We start from the raw sequence: 17,427 nt of genomic DNA, 5'->3' as shown, positions 1-17,427 counted from the left end.
TAATGAAACGTTTTTACACACTACTTTTAATGTTCCTTTCTGTAGTTGCTTTTGCACAAGAGGGATTCATTACGGGAACTGTACTTTCTGGAGAAAGCCAAGCACCTTTGGTTGGTATCCAAGTGGAAGTAAATGGTAATAAATTTCTAACCAACGATAAAGGTATATTCTCTGTACCTACAGAATTAGCCCCTCAAGGAGCACAAATTCATATCTTATTGGATGGTTACATACAATTAGATGCTCCATTGAGTGATGGAATGATCGTTAGGCTCTATTCGGAAACTGACGAGGCATCTACCATTGCATTATCATTAACTGATTTAGACATGGAAGATGGAGATACACAATCTACTCCTGGTCTTCTTTTCTCATCGGGTGATGCGTATAGCTCTATTGCTGGTTTTGCATGGGGACCTTATTGGTTTAGACAAAGAGGTTACAATTCTAATTACATGAACATCTACTTCGATGGTATCAACATGGCTTCTCCAGAAAGAGGTTATGCTTCTTGGTCACTTTGGGGTGGTTTAAATGATGTAACTAGAAACAAGGAAGTAATTACTTCTTTACAACCTGTTGACTTCAACTTTGGTAACATAGGTGGTTCGACGAATATCATTTCTGACCCATCCAATCAAAGACCTGGTTTTAAAGGTTCTTACTCTTTAGGTAACTCAAGTTATACGAACCGTGTTATGCTTACTTATAGCACTGGTTTAATGGAAAACGGTTGGGCTATTACTGCTTCAGGTTCTAGAAGATGGGCACAAGAAGGTTTTGTAGAAGGTACTACATACGATGCTTGGGCTGGTTTCTTCAGTGCTGAAAAGAGATTTAACCCTAACCACAAAATGGTGTTTACTGCATTTGTTGCTCCATCAACTAGAGGTCAGCAAATGGCGACTGTAAAAGAAGCTTACGAATTAAAAGGTACCAACTACTACAACCCGAACTGGGGATGGCAAGATGGTAAGAAAAGAAACTCAAGAGAGAAAACAACAGTCACTCCACAGTTTATTGTAAAAGATACTTGGGAAATCAACGATAAGTTGACGTTAAAGACGTCTGTTGGTTATGCTTTGGGTAGAGAGAAAAGAACAGCTTTAAACTGGTATGATGCTCCAGATCCTCGTCCAGATTATTATAGATACATGCCTTCGTTCCAATACGATCAAGGTAATATTGCCGCAGGTGACTATGTGACTGAGCAATGGCAAAACGGAACGTTTGGTCAGGTGAACTGGGATCAGATTTACAATGTAAACAGAACGAATCCAGAGACAGTACCAGTACATTGGAACAATCCAAATGGAGAGCAATTCTCAGGAAACAGATCACATTATATCGTAGAAGGCAGACACTTAGATTACCACAGAATTGATGTAAATCCAACGTTGATCTATAACTTAGACGATTCTTGGAACTTGGTAACAGGTGTTCAATATCAATATTACCAAGGGAACAACTACAATACAGTTGACGACCTATTGGGTGGTGATTACTGGTTAGATATCGACAACTTTGCTGATAGAGACTTTGTGGAGACAGAGAAATCAATTAATAACTTAAATGACTCTACTTGGATAAGAGGTCAAGGCGATAGAATTGGTCACGATTACACCGCACATATTCAAACAGCAGTTTGGTGGGGTCAAGTGAAAAAATCGTTTACTAAAGGTTCCGTTTATTTAGGTGGTAACATCACAAGCACTTCGATGTTTAGAGATAGTGATCGTAGAAAAGGTTTATTCCCTGATACTTCATATGGAAAATCTGAAGTACTAGATTTCTTGGATTACGGTATCAAATTCGGTGGTGAGTATTTCTTAAATGGTAGAAATGTATTTACAGCCAACTCAACGTATTATACAATGGCTCCTTACTTCCAGGATTCATTCAAATCGTTAAGAACAAGAAATGAAACAGTAGATGGTTTAAGTTCTTCATCGGTATTATCAGGTGATATCAACTACTACTACAGAGGTGAAAAACTAAAAGTTAGAGCAACTGGTTTCTACACTCAAATTTCTGATTTAACGAAAGTAATTTCTTATTGGGATGATGGTGAAAATGCCTTCATGAACTACGCACTTACAGGTATGGGACAAGAACATACAGGTGTTGAATTGGGATTATCTTACAACATTACTTCTGAACTTCGTTTTAGAGCTGCTGGTACGTATGCTTCTTACTTATACAACACTAATCCTTTGGCATCGGCTACTGTCGATAACCGTGCTGAGGTATTGTTAGAGAATGAAAAAGTATATTTCAATGGTCGCCACGTTGGTGGGTCTCCTGAAATTGCAGGTACTGTTGGTTTAGAATACTGGTCTAGAAACTACTGGAATGTAGGTTTCCAAATCAATTACTTAGGAGATCGTTATGTAACACTTAACCCTGTGAGATACACAGATAGAGCAGTAGACGGTATCGCAAAAGGTTCTGAACAATACAACGAGATTCTTCATCAAGAAAAAGTAGATGATGCTTACACATTAGATGTATTTGCTGGCAAGAGCTGGAAAATCAACGACATGTTCCTTCGTCTAAACTTGAACGTGAACAACGTATTGAACAATCAGAATATCGTAACGACAGGATACCAACAATACCGTTTCGATTTCACTGATCAGAACGCGGAGAAGTTCCCGAACAGATATTATTACGCACAAGGTTTAAGAGTCTTTATGAACTTGAGCTTGAGCTTCTAATATAAACGTATTAATGAGACACCTTAAGATGTCTCATTAATACAAATCTTTTCTATTTACCATTTAAAAAAGAGCATTTCATTAAACTTCTACAACAATGAAAACGCAAACATTCAACAAATTCATTCAACTCCTTCTTATTGGAGGATTGTTATCAGCTTCATTTTTTGGCTGTAAAAAAGACAATGAGCCAGATGGCCCAGGAACTGACCCAGAGAATCCAGACGACATCGAAATCACTCATACAATCAAAGAATTGATTGACTTGTATGATGATTCTGATATGATGTTAATCTCTGAAGAAGTAATGATCAAAGGTACTGTGATTTCATCTGATGAGACAGGTAACGTATACAAGTCCATCACCATTCAAGATGAAGAAGGAACAGGTATCCAAATCAAACTAAACAAAACCAACTTATATTTAGACTATGCTCAAGGGCAAACAGTTGTTGTTAAAGCTGAAGACCTTTATCTAGGTCATTATGGTGGATTAATGCAATTGGGAGGTGAATATGAAGGTAAACTAGGAAATATTGAAGCTGACGTAATCACAAAACATATTATTGCTGGTGAACAAGGTGAGATGCCACAACCATCCATCATTGATTTAAATAACCTTCCAGATAATCTTTCCAATTTATACAATACTTGGGTTACTATCAAAGATGTACAATTTGTAGATGAAGATTCTACTTATGCAGATGTTTCTGAAGGGGCATTTTCAGCAACTAATCGTGATTTGACAAATGAGGAAGGTAAAATCATCATTCTTAGAAACTCAAAATATGCTACATGGGCAGGTGAAAAAATGCCTAACGAATCGGGTGAAATCTCGGCCATCTTAACTGTTTTTAATGGTACTAACCAATTAACTCTGAACAGCCCTGAAGACGTTAAATTTACTAATGCTCGTTTTGAAATTAAAGATGGAGATATTGCTGATGCTTTAACAGTTGCAGAAGCTCAAAAAGCTCAAGGCCAAAAATCAACATGGATTAAAGGTTATATTATTGGTACTATCAATGGTATGTCACTAGATGATTTTAATTTAGGTTTAACAGATGTTACTCATACAAACTTTGTAATTGCTGACTCAAAAGATGAGACAGACCCTCAAAACGGTATGCCGATTCAATTACCTGCAGGATTTATTAGAGATGCTATTAACGTAAAAGATCATGGTGATTTGATGGGTACGATGATTTGGTTAAAAGGTGACCTTGAACCTTATTTCTCTGCTCCTGGCTTAAAGCAAACAGATGCATACTCTTTTGATGGAGAAAAAATTGAAGAAGAAGAAACACCTGATCTTCCAGATTTTGTAGAAGGCAAAGGTTTAGATATTTTAGGTACTGAGTTAACTAACACAAGTATCGACTTCACAACATGGAATGAAGCTAGATCGTCTGCATTCTGGTATGCTGCTAATGGTAATGCTTATGTAAATGCTTACAACAAAGAAGCGGTTACTTCTTGGATGATTTCTAAAGAAAAAGTAGACTTTACTCAGTATTCTCCTGCTTACTTAAACGTAAAAGAAAAATTAAGTTTCTTTACTTCTACTGATGATGTTAAAGTAATGATTTCTGCAGATTACTCAGGTACAGGAGATCCAAAAGCTGCAACTTGGTCAGTATTAAATTCTACTAATGAAAGAGCTCAAGGTGATTTAACTTCCCAGTTCGAAGCTTCTGGTGAAGCTTACATTGCTTTTGTTTACAATGGCACAGGTGATAATGTAATGTCATGGAACATTTATACTGTCGAAGTTTCTGGAGATGAGATTACTCCTCCTGAAAAACCAGAAGCAGAAGGTGACGGTGAGAGCTTGGCTACAGCTTATAATGTTACTGCCGCTCAAGAAAACCAAGATGAAAATGATGTTTGGGTAAAAGGTAAAATTGTAGGTACTCTAAGTAATAATAACCTGAATTTAGGTTTATCAGGGGCTGTTGCGTCAAACATTGCCATTGCTGTAAATGAAGATGAAACTTTAATGGCGAATGTAGTACCTGTTCAATTACCTAATAACTCATTCATTAGAGAACAAGTTAATATTGTAGATAACCCTGATAATTTAGGAAAACAGGTTTGGATTAAAGGTAATACGATAGCTTATTTTGGTATTCCAGGTTTAAAATCACCTACATCTTTCTCATGGGATGGTTTAACTGAAGAAGAGGAAGAAGAAATTCCTGAAGAAGAAATTGAAGGTGCAGGAGACCCAATTAGTGGTTCTTCATTGACAAACACTAGCATTAATTTCACCACATTTAATGCCATTTCAAGTACTGAAATTTGGACAGCAGCAAATGGAAAGGCTTCTATCAATGCTTATCAAAAAGGTGAAGTTGAATCTTGGTTGATTTCTGAAAATACTATTGACTTCTCAACTTTTACAACTCCTCGTTTATATGTATCTGAAAAAATCACTTATTCTCAAGGTATAGAAACTGTTAAGGTTTTATACTCAACAGATTATAGTGGAGACCCTACAACTGCTTCTTGGACGGAGTTCACTGTAGATGGTGATAGAAATAATGGAGGAGAACAAAGAGTTGCATTTAATGCTGAAGGATTAAATGCAGTAACTATTGCATTCAAATATACAGCAGATGATTCTGATTATGCTACAGGATGGGATATTGAAACTGTTGAAGCGAAAGAAAAAGAAAGTGCTCCAGTTGATCCTGAGTATGGCGATAACATTATTCTAAATGGAGGGTTTGAAACTTGGACAAATAATTCTCCTGATAATTGGTCTATACCTAGTGAAACTGAAATTGAAACATCTGATGTTCAAGAAGGTAGTTCTGCTCTAAAAATAACAGCTACAGCAAGAAGAGATTTAAAACAATCATTTGATATTGAAGGCGGTGAAGAGTATAAAATCACTGTTTGGTATAAACCATTAAGTACAAAAACAAATGCCAATACTACATTCAGAATGTGGTCTTCGATTGATGATGCTGATGGAACTGAAGTAGGTACTGTACAAGGCTATTTCAAAGATGATGAGATTACTGATTGGGAAAAGTATGAAACAACTTTCACAACTGATCCAACTGCTACTACTTTCAACTTTGAAATTAGAACTTATTCTGAGGGTACTGTTATTTATGACAATATTCAAGTACAAAAAAGAACAAACTAAACCCTACATCCCCACAAAAGCTCGCAACTTTTGTGGGGAGCTATTCTGAGTCTATCATCTTGAGCGTTACAAAAAGATGACACTCAAAAAGTCCTCTTAAATAATAAACTTCTAATGAAACAGTTTTTTACAAACAGAATTTTAATTTCGCTTCTTTTTAGCGTTGTTCTTTTCGGATGTGTTGATACGAAGTATAACGATCCTGAAAATAAAGAAATTTCTCCAATCCCTGAAGGCACAGCAACCATCTCGATTGCAGAATTAAAAGCATTACACTCCGGAAGAGATAATGATACCACATCTATTCCAGATAACTCAATTATTGTTGGACAAGTGATATCTGATGACGAACCTGGCAACATTTATAAAGAGTTATACCTTCAAGATGAAACAGGGGGTATTTTAATTCGTTTGGATAAAGCTCCTCTATATACAAGTTATAAATTAGGTCAGGAAGTTGGTGTAATTTGTGATCAACTTGTTTTAGGTTCTTACGGTGGTAACGTACAATTAGGTATTCCTAGTTTATATAACGGTACTCCTGCAGCTGGTCGTGTACCAGGTCCATTAATGGATCAATATCTTTTTACAGGGACTATTGATGATTCTGTGAGAACAATTACAGCAACAATAAATGAAATACAGACTAACTTAAATAATTATATTGGTCGTAGAGTAAAAATAAACTATGTTGCTTCTACTGATAGACCTGGAACTACTTATGCAGATGCTGTAAATGAAACAACACAAAATAGATATTTCAACGACGGTACCTCATCAAGTGATATCGTGATGAGAAATAGTGGATATTCTGATTTTGCTGGAGAAGAAATTCCTGAGGGTTACGGAACAATGTATGCCATTGTAAGTACATTCAATGGATCTGCTCAATTGTATATCAACAACCCAGTGACTGATATGGTCGACTTTGGTGATGTTGAAACGCCACCAATAGAGGGTGTTGTGTTCCAAGAAAATTTTGATGATAGAGATGAAGGTGAAATCGACTTCGAAAATTGGGGTAACTCTCCTGAACAAGGAACTGTGAAATGGAAGGTAGAAGGAACTGGTAACAAATATGCAATGGCAAATGCTTATCAATCTGGTGATGCAACTTCTGAATCTTGGATGATATTACCAACAATTCCTGAAAGTAATCTCACTTTGCAATTCCGTGCTGCTGCTGGTTTCTTTGTAGAAGGACATACTGATGTTATTAGAATTAAGGTTTCTAAAAACTACAACGGAAATATATCTGGTGCTACTTGGGAAGATTTAACAGATCAAGCTACTTTACCAGTATTTGGTGATTTAGATGAGAAATGGTGGCAATGGACAGAATCTAATATCAACCTAGCTTCTTTTGGTAGTGATGTAACTATCGCTTTCGTTTATTTAGGAAGTAATACTAATTCTACAAAAGTAGAAATTGATAATATTGTTGTTACGAACAACGGAGAAAATTCAGGTTACTATGGAAGAGCCTTCAATAAATCTGGTTACGAATTAAAATCAACATTAAGCGAAATTATTTCTGAAGATTATAAAGATATTGGATACGCTGCTTTATGGACTCTTTATCAAACTTCTGATGATAAATACCAAAAGAAAGAAATTATTTGGGATATGTATTCTGATATTCCTGATCCAGAAAATCCAACTATTCCTGATGGCGTTCAACCTGGTGAATATGAATATCGAATTATTTATGATCAATGTGGTAATTCTGGAAGTGGAGAGGGTTACTGTTACAATAGAGAACACGTAGTACCACAAAGTTGGTTCGACAAAAGAGCACCAATGGTATCCGATGCCCACCATATTATTCCAACTGATGCCTACGTAAACACTATGCGTTCTAACCACCCTCATGGTATGGTCGCTAACGCTAGCTGGACTTCAGTAAATAATAGTAAGCTTGGTAGTGGTACAGCAGCATCTGGTTATACAGGAACTGTATTTGAGCCAAACGATGAGTACAAAGGCGACTTTGCTCGTATGTATTTGTATATGGCTACTAGATATGAAGATCAAATTGGAACTTGGGTAAATTATGGTCAAGCAGGAACTGTTTTAGATGGATCATCTGATAAAGTATATAAAGATTGGTTCTTAAATCTAATGATAGAATGGCACAATAATGACCCCGTTTCTTTTAAAGAATTGGACCGTAATGAGCAGATATTCTTACAACAAAAGAATAGAAACCCATTTATTGATCATCCTGAATTTGTGAACATGATTTGGAGGGACAATGCTCAATAAAATACTTATCAATCGAAAAAAGATTAAAATTATATAGAGGACTGGATTTAGAGGCTTACCCGGATTGGGTAGGTCTCTTTTTTTTAGAAATTAAAAATGAAAAGTTAAAAATGAAAAACGTGAAATGTTAAGTGGTTCGTGGGGGATATGTGCATAATATTTAGCAAGGGTTTCCTAACCCGTGCCCGAGTAATGAGGAGCGTAAATTCAGCTCCTATTAGTTGTTAGTTATTACCTATTACTTAAAACGAAGTCAATAGATTTATTAAGTTAAAAGGATGACTTTCAATCTAAGGTTGAAAAACGCATTAAAGTTCATTTTTATAATTTATTGTATATTACAGATTATAACATCAAACTTTTTATTATTCATTATGATTGGCAAATTATTGAAAAGCATTTTTGGTACGGGTGACGATACTAAAATTGAAGAGCGTCCGAAACGAACTAATTATCACAGAAATGAACCTCCTTCTACTATCATTATGCCCAGAATATCTGATGATATTACCTCATGTAAAATCGTGGAGTGGAAAATTAAAGTAGGTGATAAAATTGATGTGGGTAGTATTGTAGCTGAAGTCGATACCAATAAAGCTACCTTCGAAATCGAATCCTATGAATTCGGTACCGTCTTGCATATCACCAACAAAAAAGAAATTGATATTGATGAAATGATGTGCATAATTGGTAATCCCGATGATGATATCAGTCCACTTCTAAATGATTAACGAAATATCTTTCCATTCCATTTAGTTTTTTAGTTACTTCGCCTAAGTCCTAAGTTACTCGGTTTTTAAGTTTCTTAGTTCCTTAGTTCTTAAGTTCCTTAGTTTTACATTTATGGCAGAAAGAAGACAAGTTAGACAAGAAGAAATCACTTTAGCAAAACACTTAATCTCTCTAGGTGGACTAAACCCGGAAGAGTATCAGTTAGCTGAAATGGTGGATGATTATGAAAATGCAGTAATGGGCAGCATCAACTTTACTCCTCCTGAAAAAGCGGAGTACGGAGGTGATATCGTTCGCGTCGTTTACAAAGACAGTGATGATATCCCAGTGGTCATCACCCTAACAAAAAATGTGAATAACGAGATCTTGGATATGGACTTTTGGAAGAAGGATTTTTCGAAACTTCAGACCTACCCTACTCCAGATAAAATCGCGATTTTTGATCAAGATATGATATAAACAATTATATATTTAAAATTGCTAAAAAAAACGTTTCCCCTTCAAAAGGAAACGTTTTTTTGTATTTGTCTGTACCATAAAATTTGATTAGACAACTGTATAAACTTTGTTTTTTGATCCCTCTAGTACATATTCGATACTTTTTATCCTAAGATACATTCTTAAGATTCTGAAGCACAGTTTAAAATAAGATAGCCCATAAATTGTGATAAGTTTTTAATGAAATATTACTTGAATGAAATATCTATTACTAAGCATCTTCTCTTTGCTTATAGGTTTTGCCAAATGCAACTCGGCCTTCGCACAGAAGAAAAACAAGCCCAACCTTATTCTAATAATTACAGATGAGCATAATTTTAGAACTATTGGTGCGTACAAAGACATCATAAAGAAAAAAGGATTAGAAGAAATGGCGAACCCTTGGGGCGAAATTCCTAACTTTTCTACTCCTCATATTAATAGAATCGGAAATGAAGGTGCTGTTTTAACCAGCATGTATTCTACTACTCCATCTTGTGCTCCGTCTCGATCTTCTATGTTTACAGGTAATTATCCACAAACAACGGGGGTAACAAAAAATGGAAAAGGTATTAAAAAAGAAGCGAATACTATTGCCAAAGTATTGAATAAAGAAGGGTACTCAACAGGGTATATTGGAAAATGGCACTTGGATCATGAAGACCAAAAGCCAGGTTGGCAGCCCAACCCGGAATACCATGGTTTCACGGATTACAAATACATGTTCAATAGAGGTCATTGGAAGATTTTAGGCATGGATGGTGACACTCCTGTCGTCCCAATTGAAAGTGGTTCGAAAGGAGCAAAAGAAGCCGATGAAAAATCATATACTACCGATTGGCTAACTGATAGAACCATAGAATTTATTGATAAGAATCAGAAAGAACCTTTCATGTGTGTTCTGAGTTTACCCGATCCACATACTCCCAATGTAGTACGAAAGCCTTACAGCAAAATGTATAAAGTGGAAGATGTAAAACTTCCAGAGACTTATTCTACAACTGCATTAAGAAACGAAGATTATCCGGGTTGGGTCACAAAAAAACAACGTTTTAAAGTGGGTTACGACTCTACAAAACTTTTAAAACACATCACTCAATACCATGGTATGGTAAAATGTATTGATGATAACATGGGGAAAATTCTTCAGAAATTAGAAAACCTAAATCTTCTTGATAATACCATTGTTGTTTTCACATCAGACCATGGCGATATGTTGGGTGAACTAGGACACGAAAATAAAGGTACACCTTACGAAAGCTCTGCTAAAATTCCTTTCCTTATTCGTTATCCAAAAGAAATTAAAGAAAAAACTATCGTAGATAACGCTTTCAATACGGCCGATTGGATGGACACCTTCTTAGCATTGATGAATGTGGATAAAAAGAATTTCGATCCTAACAGTACTGAAGGTATAGATTTTAGTGATCTACTTAAAAACGGTGATCGTTCAAAGTACGACAATGTCACTTTTGTAAGAATGGACAGTTGGATTGCGGCAATTACAGATCGCTATAAATTAGTGTATGATGGACAAGGGACTAAACCTTGGTTCTTTGATTTAGAAAAAGATCCTACGGAAAGCATCAACTTCTTTGATGAAAAAGAATACAAAACAATAATATCAGAATTATCATCCAAGTTACTTGATTATGGTACCCGCACTAACGACGATTTAGTGAATGGTAAGAAAATCAATCCTCAAATTCAAAGTAACATTCAGTAACCAATTACTTAACAAAAAATCATTAGGCTTGAGATGAAAAGAAGAGATTTTTTTAAGAAAACAACGGCTGCAGGTATCGCCACAGGCATGCTCGGATTTAGCAGTACAACCGAAGCTAAATACAAAAAAGGAAAGAGCATTAGCACGGATCGAAAAAAGGACAATTGGCAGCAAATGGGAACGGGTCAAAAAGGACTTCCCAATCGTCAGAAAGAAATTTCTTATGATGTTGTCGTTGTTGGAGCAGGTATGGCAGGTATTTGTGCCGCTGTATCTTCGGCTAGAAATGGTGCAAAAACGTTACTAGTCAACGATCGCCCTGTATTGGGTGGTAATGCTTCTTCGGAAATTCGTGTGACTGTAAACGGTGTAAATCACCTAAAAAACAAGCACAAATGTGAGAGAGAAACTGGGGTGATTGAAGAAATGCTTATCGAGAATTGGTATTACAATCCTCAGGAATCTTACCCTATGTGGGATCATGTGTTGTTCGACTATGTAACAAGACAAGATAATCTTGATGTAATGTTGAATACACAAGCCTTAGATGCCTCTACAAAAGGAGATAAAATTCAGAGTATTCTTTGTTTTCAATCGACTACAGAAACTTATTACACCATAAATGCAGGTATGTTCTGCGATTGTTCTGGAGATGGCTTAATGGCGGCACAAGCTGGAGCTGAATACAGAACAGGTAGAGAAGGTAAGGCGGAGTTTAACGAGTCTTTCGCTCCCGATAAAGCCGATGGTTGGCAAATGGGTGCTTCTATCATGATGATTACCAAAGACATGGGTCGACCTGTAAAATACAACCCTCCTACTTGTGCAATCCCTTACGAAGCAGAGAAAATGCACGACCGTAAAATCAAGAACTTTAAAGAAGGTTATTGGTGGGTTGAGCTAGGAAGCGAATACGATATTATTGCCGATCAAGAAGAAAACAGAGATAAACTTATTGGGTATCTTCATGGTGTTTGGGACTATGTCAAAAACTCTGGTAAATACCCTGAGGCTGACAATATTGCTTTGGATTGGGTAGGATCAGTGCCTGGTCGCAGAGAATCGAGACGTTTTATGGGTGATCATATCCTTACTCAGGTCGACTTAGAAACGTACAGACATTTTGATGATGCCGTAGCTTATGGTGGTTGGTCGCTAGACGAACACTGCCCTGGTGGTATCGAAAATCCAAGCGAGCCTCCTTCATATTTTCACTCAAGATTTAAGCAGTTGTACGAAATACCTTTCAGAAGTTTATACTCTAAAAACATCTCCAATTTGATGTTCGCGGGTAGAAATGCTTCATGTTCTCATATTGCGTTGTCGTCTACTAGAATTCAGGCCACTTGTGCGATGATGGGACAAGCAATCGGTACTGCTGCAGCTATCTGTATGGATAAAAAATGGACGCCTAGACAATTGGGCCAAAAGGATATTAAAGGCTTACAGCAGCAACTTTTAAGAGACGATCAGTATATCCCTAATGTAAAAACAGACGATCCTAAAAACTTAGCAACATCAGCTTCTAAATGGATCGCCTCTTCTACATCAAGTGGAAATGTGGATCTCCTTAAAGATGGTATTTCTAGAGATGAAATTGGTATTCCACATCACTGGATGTCGAGTGGTAAAAATGCCGAATTACAATTAGAATGGGATAAAGCGATTGATATTTCTAAAGTGGAAATTAAGGCAGACACCAATCTTCAACGCTTTATCATGATGCATAAGAACCCTGCTAAGAATAAAAAACAAGTACTTGATGTACCTCCAGAATTGGTCAAATCATTTGATGTCGAAGCAAGAGTAAACGGTCGTTGGAAAACCGTTGCAAAAGTTGAAAACAACATCACAAGGTTAGTAAAAACGAATTTCGATAGAGTGAAAACCACATCCATTCGATTAAAACTAAAAGACACTTGGGGTGATGATAACATTAAGCTTTTTGAAGTGAGATGTTATTCATAATATGAAAAAAGGATCGGGTGTGAAGCTCGATCCTTTTTTGTTCTTTTAGTGAATTACCAAACCACCTTCCCTAATATCTGTTCTCCATATATAGGTCCAATAAACCTAGAATCAGCACTATTGTCTCTATGATCGCCAAGAATAAAATACTCGTTTTCGTTTAAAGTGATGCTTGTAAAATTTCTTTTATCACTCTTACCTTTAGTGTAGGTGATCAAATGATCTTGACCGAAAATATTTTCTTTGGCTATGATATCACCTAAACCATTCTCTTGAGGAATCTGATTATAATTTTCTCTTGGTTGAAAAGTCTGTTTTTGCTCTATATCATTAATATAAACTACATTTTCTTTTACCTCAATTTTATCACCTGGGATACCAATCAATCGTTTCACTGCTACAGAATTTTTAATAGAATCGAAATATAATATCATATCCCCTCTTTCTGCTTGACCAAATTTGTAAGCATTATGATTAACAATGGCCAACTCGTTGAGTAATAATGTAGGCGACATCGATGGCCCTGCAATGGTATAAGCACGAAGTGATAGTAGGCATAGAATAAAAAATACAACTGCTGGTAGTAGGAGGATGAATTTGAGCTTTTTCATAGAGAAATAAAGGTTGAAAGCTAAGATAATTCTAACTAGAACACATCAAAATACATTGATGCAAAGAAAATTGTAAATGAAATTAATAAAGCAACATTAATAAGAAAATAATGTTGTTGACTATTTTTCTTCACATGAAATCTTTTGAAGATTAATTCTGTATTTGACATCATCAAAAGTATAGAACTATAAATCATATGGTCCAAAATAAATGCATAATCACTTTTATGAAAGCCAATGTAAGTTGAAGTAATAATGGTAAAAAGTGGGAAGATATGAATTATCAACAAACTAAAATTTTGCCTCACGAATAAAAAAATGATGCCAAATAATAATAGAAACTGTTCTATAAACATCAATTTTAAATAACCAAAATCTGGATCATCAATAGAAAGATTGGAGTATGAACCACCAAATAACGCATCAATAAGTTCATATTGGCTATTTGTAACGCCTAATAGTTTAAATAAAAATAAGATGAACAGAAAAGGCAAATAGCTCTTTTGATATATTTTTCTTTTGAATGTAATCACTCCGATAAATTTTTAAAATTTAAAATTCCAACTCCATCTCAAATTGGTCAATTGTATTTTCCAATCCCAGTAAATTGATGAACTCCATTTTATCTGTTAAACGAGTATCTACATTGATAATTTTCACTTCCGCTTCAACTTGCCCAATAGCTTTGAATAATCGTTCCCAAGCTTCTTTTGAAGTATTGAATACATCGAATTGTGCCAATAATTTTTTCTCTGGATGAATGATGAAATAAGCATCAGCAACATTATTATGCATTACTTCATAAAGATCAAAAGAATCTCTTAGGATGGTTTCTTTCTGAAAATCCCATGAATAATATTCTTGATGAGGTAATTTACTCCAATCGTACTTGTCTGTTCGAATTTTCTTTATATCCACCTCCGACTTACTATCTGATGATAAATTAGCAGCATAACATTTGTACTCTTTTCGAATCTTGAAACCAACACCTTTGTAGGCTAACACAGCTTTATCGTTATTCGTGATTACTTCGAGAATACTTTTTTGGATGCCGTTCTTTTTTAGATCTGATAAAGCATAATCGTAAATCGATTTTACAATTCTTTGTCCTCTATATGCTGGAATTACACCTGTACCTGTATTGAATGCAGTCGGTATTCCGAACCTTTCATCTATAGCATGTATGATAAATCCTACCAGCTCTTCATCATCGAACATGCCATAAGAGAGATTGAAATCTACTCCGGCAGCTTCCCATCTTTTTTGATAGTATCCTTTGTCGGTTGGCATTTTCACAAAGTAATCATCGAATGCTTTTAAGAAGCAGTCAATCAGTTCATCAAAGAGAATTTGGTTTAGTTTTTTTACTTGCATTTTTTCAGATTCTATAAGAGAATTAAAGTTAGAAATTGAAGTAAGTAATTTTATTCCTATTTTTAATCATCTAACAACATTTATTCAAACTATTACAATGGCAAACATTTCATCGTGGAACTTCACCAAAATCTCTTTCTACTTTCTAGGCATAATGACCATCATTCAGATATTATTAGCGCTTATACTTATTGTGGAAATATTCAATACTTTAGAACAGGCAGGAGATATTAGTCCAACAATAATAGGTGGAGCAACACAAATATTTTTTTCCATCTTTAGTATTCCTGTTATTATCAATTTGATATTCTCCCTTATTGGTGTTTACCAAAAGAACAATAAAAGAATTCTTAACCTAATATGTAGTTTTTTATATCCTATTCTTATCACAATTCCATTTTCACTTTTAGTTAGTTTCGCTCCATTATTATTGAAAATGTAAAAAGGCTGAACCTAATAAAGATTCAACCTTTTATAATCTATAATTAACTACTAATTACTGACTCACATCACTCTGTTCCAAAACAAATCCCTCTTCTTGAGTTTCCTCAATCGGCTCAAAAAGGTTAACATCTCCATGTTTATTCTGGTTTGTGATATACATTCTCAGCCATATGTTATACTCCATGTCGTCCATAAAACTTTTTACGGATTTGAGGTATTTGGTTTCTATGGCATTGTTTAGACTAGAGAATTTTTTATTGTTGTAACCGTATTGAAGGAAGTTAGCATACGTCTTTTCGAATTTCGCTTTATCTAATTCTTCCCACTTTTTCATACTATTCTCGCTAACTATAAATCGATTAAGAATATCTTTTTTCTTGTAATCTGAGACTTTCTGAAGAAGGGAATTAGAACATTCGACATCCAAATTAGAATAGAGGTAAGTTATTCCATCAACGTTTTGGGGAGAAAAAGTAATCGCTTTGGTAGTGGTGTAGGATATCACCTCTCTACCATATCTTTTCAAGGCTACATTAATAGTCCCTTCTGTCATAGGAATTCTAAAAGTATTTAGTCCTTTTTCTGCTTTTCCTAATCGTTTTCCATTTAGAAATATATCTCCTGACTCATTCAAAACACTTACTACTTCTATGCTATCTCTCGTTTCCTCTGGATAATAAGCATCATCGAAACGAACTTCTACCCCTAAATTCTTATTATATTTTGAGGGATAATGTTTATATGCCGTAAGGAGTAATTCTTTTTCTATGAAGCCTCCTTTACCTAACCAAATATTTTTGTAATACTTTAATAGTAACCCATAACCGAAACCATGATGAACCTCTGGAGCAATATGAGTAGCATTATTGTAATGATTCCATGAATCGATTCGAATTAAATCTGCATCATTATCTATCGCTAATTCTAAGAGTTTTCTATACCCTTCTGTAAGGTTTAAATTCTGATTGATCAGATAAATATCAGATAGTTTAAGCGTTTTTGATAACTCACTCTTCCCTTTTACTTTTTGATCGGTCGATTTCACTATCATCTGAGAATTGAACTTATCTGGAGTGGTAGTACAGACTAAACCTTTCTTTTTTTCCTTACAAATGGATTTTAAAATATCTGCTCCTTTCTTATTTAGAATTTGATGTTTGGTAATACTGATGGCATCAAAATAATCAAGTACTTCTTTATTAAAATCCTCATGATAAGGAAGTTTGGTTTCGTAGACAAAAGAAACAGGGTGATTAATATGTTTACTCAATTCTTGATATTGATGGTAAATTTTCTCTACCAAACCTTCGGCTCTTGGTAACTCTTTGGTTTTTACATTTATGGATTCATCCAAGATACCCTCAGAAATTGTGGTGAAAATTATGATCTGATTATTTGAATTCCTCAACCACTTATCTGAAAAACTTGTTTTAGAATAAATGTTTAAAAGAGTACGCCCCAATTTAAGCATCATTTGCTCTTCTGATAGCTGTTTTGGGTTACGTCTTAAATTGATCTTTAAAGCAAAAGAAAAATCTATTTTATTCTTATCTGCTAGATTTACATATTGGATAATAGTTTGAGAAAGTCGATCCAAGTAATAAGGGTCTGCACTCATCAAAAGGGGAAACTCGAATCCATCTATCCCCATAGATTGGGCCATTTTCATATCCAATTCTAACGCTTGTTCAGTCTCCAACGGTGGCGACATCAATGGCAACAGAGGTTGGTAGGTTCTATACTTTCCGTTCAGTTCATTTTCCTTTGCTCCAAGTAAAAAATCATATTTTAAACCTTTCAAATAGCCTATATCCTTACTCATATTTAGAATAGGATTGCTAACCGCCATGACCTTTTTCTCTTTAAAATAATTTGGATTTTGCGAATACAAAGAAGCGCTCATCATCAAGATAATGAGTAAAAAAGAAGTAGTTATTTTCATTTCAAATAAAGTTT

At 35.2% G+C, this 17,427-nt stretch carries 11 protein-coding genes; 8 read left to right on the top strand and 3 right to left on the bottom strand.

All coding sequences use genetic code 11. The features are described 5' to 3' along the window. The first annotated feature begins 2 nt into the window (after positions 1 to 2). From KMW28_RS23815 to KMW28_RS23785, 7 genes are all read left to right on the top strand, one after another. Complete coding sequence (locus KMW28_RS23815) at positions 3 to 2,717, top strand: TonB-dependent receptor (protein ID WP_169661897.1); 2,715 nt, start codon at positions 3 to 5, stop codon at positions 2,715 to 2,717. Between the two features lie 97 nt (positions 2,718 to 2,814). Next, the gene (locus KMW28_RS23810) at positions 2,815 to 5,874 is read left to right on the top strand and encodes a DUF6359 domain-containing protein (protein ID WP_169661898.1); all 3,060 of its coding nucleotides are present in this window, start codon (positions 2,815 to 2,817) and stop codon (positions 5,872 to 5,874) included. 114 nt (positions 5,875 to 5,988) lie between these two features. After that, on the top strand, positions 5,989 to 8,139 hold the full coding sequence (locus tag KMW28_RS23805; protein WP_169661899.1) for an endonuclease: 2,151 nt from the start codon (positions 5,989 to 5,991) through the stop codon (positions 8,137 to 8,139). A 374-nt stretch (positions 8,140 to 8,513) separates the two neighbouring features. Further along, positions 8,514 to 8,870 (top strand): biotin/lipoyl-containing protein, encoded by a 357-nt coding sequence (locus KMW28_RS23800; RefSeq protein WP_169661900.1) that lies wholly within the window; start codon positions 8,514 to 8,516, stop codon positions 8,868 to 8,870. 112 nt (positions 8,871 to 8,982) lie between these two features. Further along, on the top strand, positions 8,983 to 9,330 hold the full coding sequence (locus KMW28_RS23795) for a DUF6984 family protein (RefSeq protein ID WP_066214191.1): 348 nt from the start codon (positions 8,983 to 8,985) through the stop codon (positions 9,328 to 9,330). Between the two features lie 235 nt (positions 9,331 to 9,565). Beyond that, positions 9,566 to 11,074 (top strand): sulfatase family protein, encoded by a 1,509-nt coding sequence (locus KMW28_RS23790; protein WP_169661901.1) that lies wholly within the window; start codon positions 9,566 to 9,568, stop codon positions 11,072 to 11,074. A gap of 33 nt (positions 11,075 to 11,107) precedes the next feature. After that, positions 11,108 to 13,042 carry an FAD-dependent oxidoreductase gene (locus KMW28_RS23785; RefSeq protein WP_169661902.1) on the top strand — a complete coding sequence of 645 codons (1,935 nt, stop codon included), beginning with the start codon at positions 11,108 to 11,110 and terminating at the stop codon, positions 13,040 to 13,042. Between the two features lie 53 nt (positions 13,043 to 13,095). On the opposite strand, the gene lepB is transcribed toward KMW28_RS23785, so the two are convergent. Together lepB and KMW28_RS23775 are read right to left on the bottom strand one after the other, a co-directional pair. Then, entirely contained in the window at positions 13,096 to 13,653 is a 558-nt protein-coding gene (gene lepB, locus KMW28_RS23780) for a signal peptidase I (protein ID WP_169661903.1), read from the bottom strand. 552 nt (positions 13,654 to 14,205) lie between these two features. Further along, positions 14,206 to 15,027: a GNAT family N-acetyltransferase gene (locus KMW28_RS23775; protein WP_169661904.1), complete on the bottom strand. Its 822-nt coding sequence runs from the start codon at positions 15,025 to 15,027 to the stop codon at positions 14,206 to 14,208. A gap of 97 nt (positions 15,028 to 15,124) precedes the next feature. Between KMW28_RS23775 and KMW28_RS23770 the strand changes: the two genes are divergently transcribed. Further along, a complete protein-coding gene (locus KMW28_RS23770) occupies positions 15,125 to 15,469 on the top strand; it encodes a hypothetical protein (protein ID WP_169661905.1) in 345 nt (114 codons plus the stop codon). Between the two features lie 54 nt (positions 15,470 to 15,523). Here KMW28_RS23770 and KMW28_RS23765 read toward each other — a convergent pair whose 3' ends face one another. Beyond that, positions 15,524 to 17,413 (bottom strand): hypothetical protein, encoded by a 1,890-nt coding sequence (locus KMW28_RS23765; RefSeq protein ID WP_169661906.1) that lies wholly within the window; start codon positions 17,411 to 17,413, stop codon positions 15,524 to 15,526. Between the last annotated feature and the right edge of the window lie 14 nt (positions 17,414 to 17,427).

The organism is Flammeovirga yaeyamensis (assembly GCF_018736045.1).
Lineage (GTDB): Bacteria > Bacteroidota > Bacteroidia > Cytophagales > Flammeovirgaceae > Flammeovirga > Flammeovirga yaeyamensis.
The sequence above is the reverse complement of the archived record's forward strand: the minus strand, read 5'-3'. Positions and strand labels throughout refer to the sequence as shown.

Excerpts from the sequence above, each read along its gene's own strand:
- KMW28_RS23815 (WP_169661897.1), top strand. The coding sequence starts at position 3 with ATGAAACGTTTTTACACACTACTTTTAATGTTCCTTTCTGTAGTTGCT.
- KMW28_RS23810 (WP_169661898.1), top strand. The coding sequence starts at position 2,815 with ATGAAAACGCAAACATTCAACAAATTCATTCAACTCCTTCTTATTGGA.
- KMW28_RS23805 (WP_169661899.1), top strand. The coding sequence starts at position 5,989 with ATGAAACAGTTTTTTACAAACAGAATTTTAATTTCGCTTCTTTTTAGC.
- KMW28_RS23800 (WP_169661900.1), top strand. The coding sequence starts at position 8,514 with ATGATTGGCAAATTATTGAAAAGCATTTTTGGTACGGGTGACGATACT.
- KMW28_RS23795 (WP_066214191.1), top strand. The coding sequence starts at position 8,983 with ATGGCAGAAAGAAGACAAGTTAGACAAGAAGAAATCACTTTAGCAAAA.
- KMW28_RS23790 (WP_169661901.1), top strand. The coding sequence starts at position 9,566 with ATGAAATATCTATTACTAAGCATCTTCTCTTTGCTTATAGGTTTTGCC.
- KMW28_RS23785 (WP_169661902.1), top strand. The coding sequence starts at position 11,108 with ATGAAAAGAAGAGATTTTTTTAAGAAAACAACGGCTGCAGGTATCGCC.
- lepB (WP_169661903.1), bottom strand. The coding sequence starts at position 13,653 with ATGAAAAAGCTCAAATTCATCCTCCTACTACCAGCAGTTGTATTTTTT.
- KMW28_RS23775 (WP_169661904.1), bottom strand. The coding sequence starts at position 15,027 with ATGCAAGTAAAAAAACTAAACCAAATTCTCTTTGATGAACTGATTGAC.
- KMW28_RS23770 (WP_169661905.1), top strand. The coding sequence starts at position 15,125 with ATGGCAAACATTTCATCGTGGAACTTCACCAAAATCTCTTTCTACTTT.
- KMW28_RS23765 (WP_169661906.1), bottom strand. The coding sequence starts at position 17,413 with ATGAAAATAACTACTTCTTTTTTACTCATTATCTTGATGATGAGCGCT.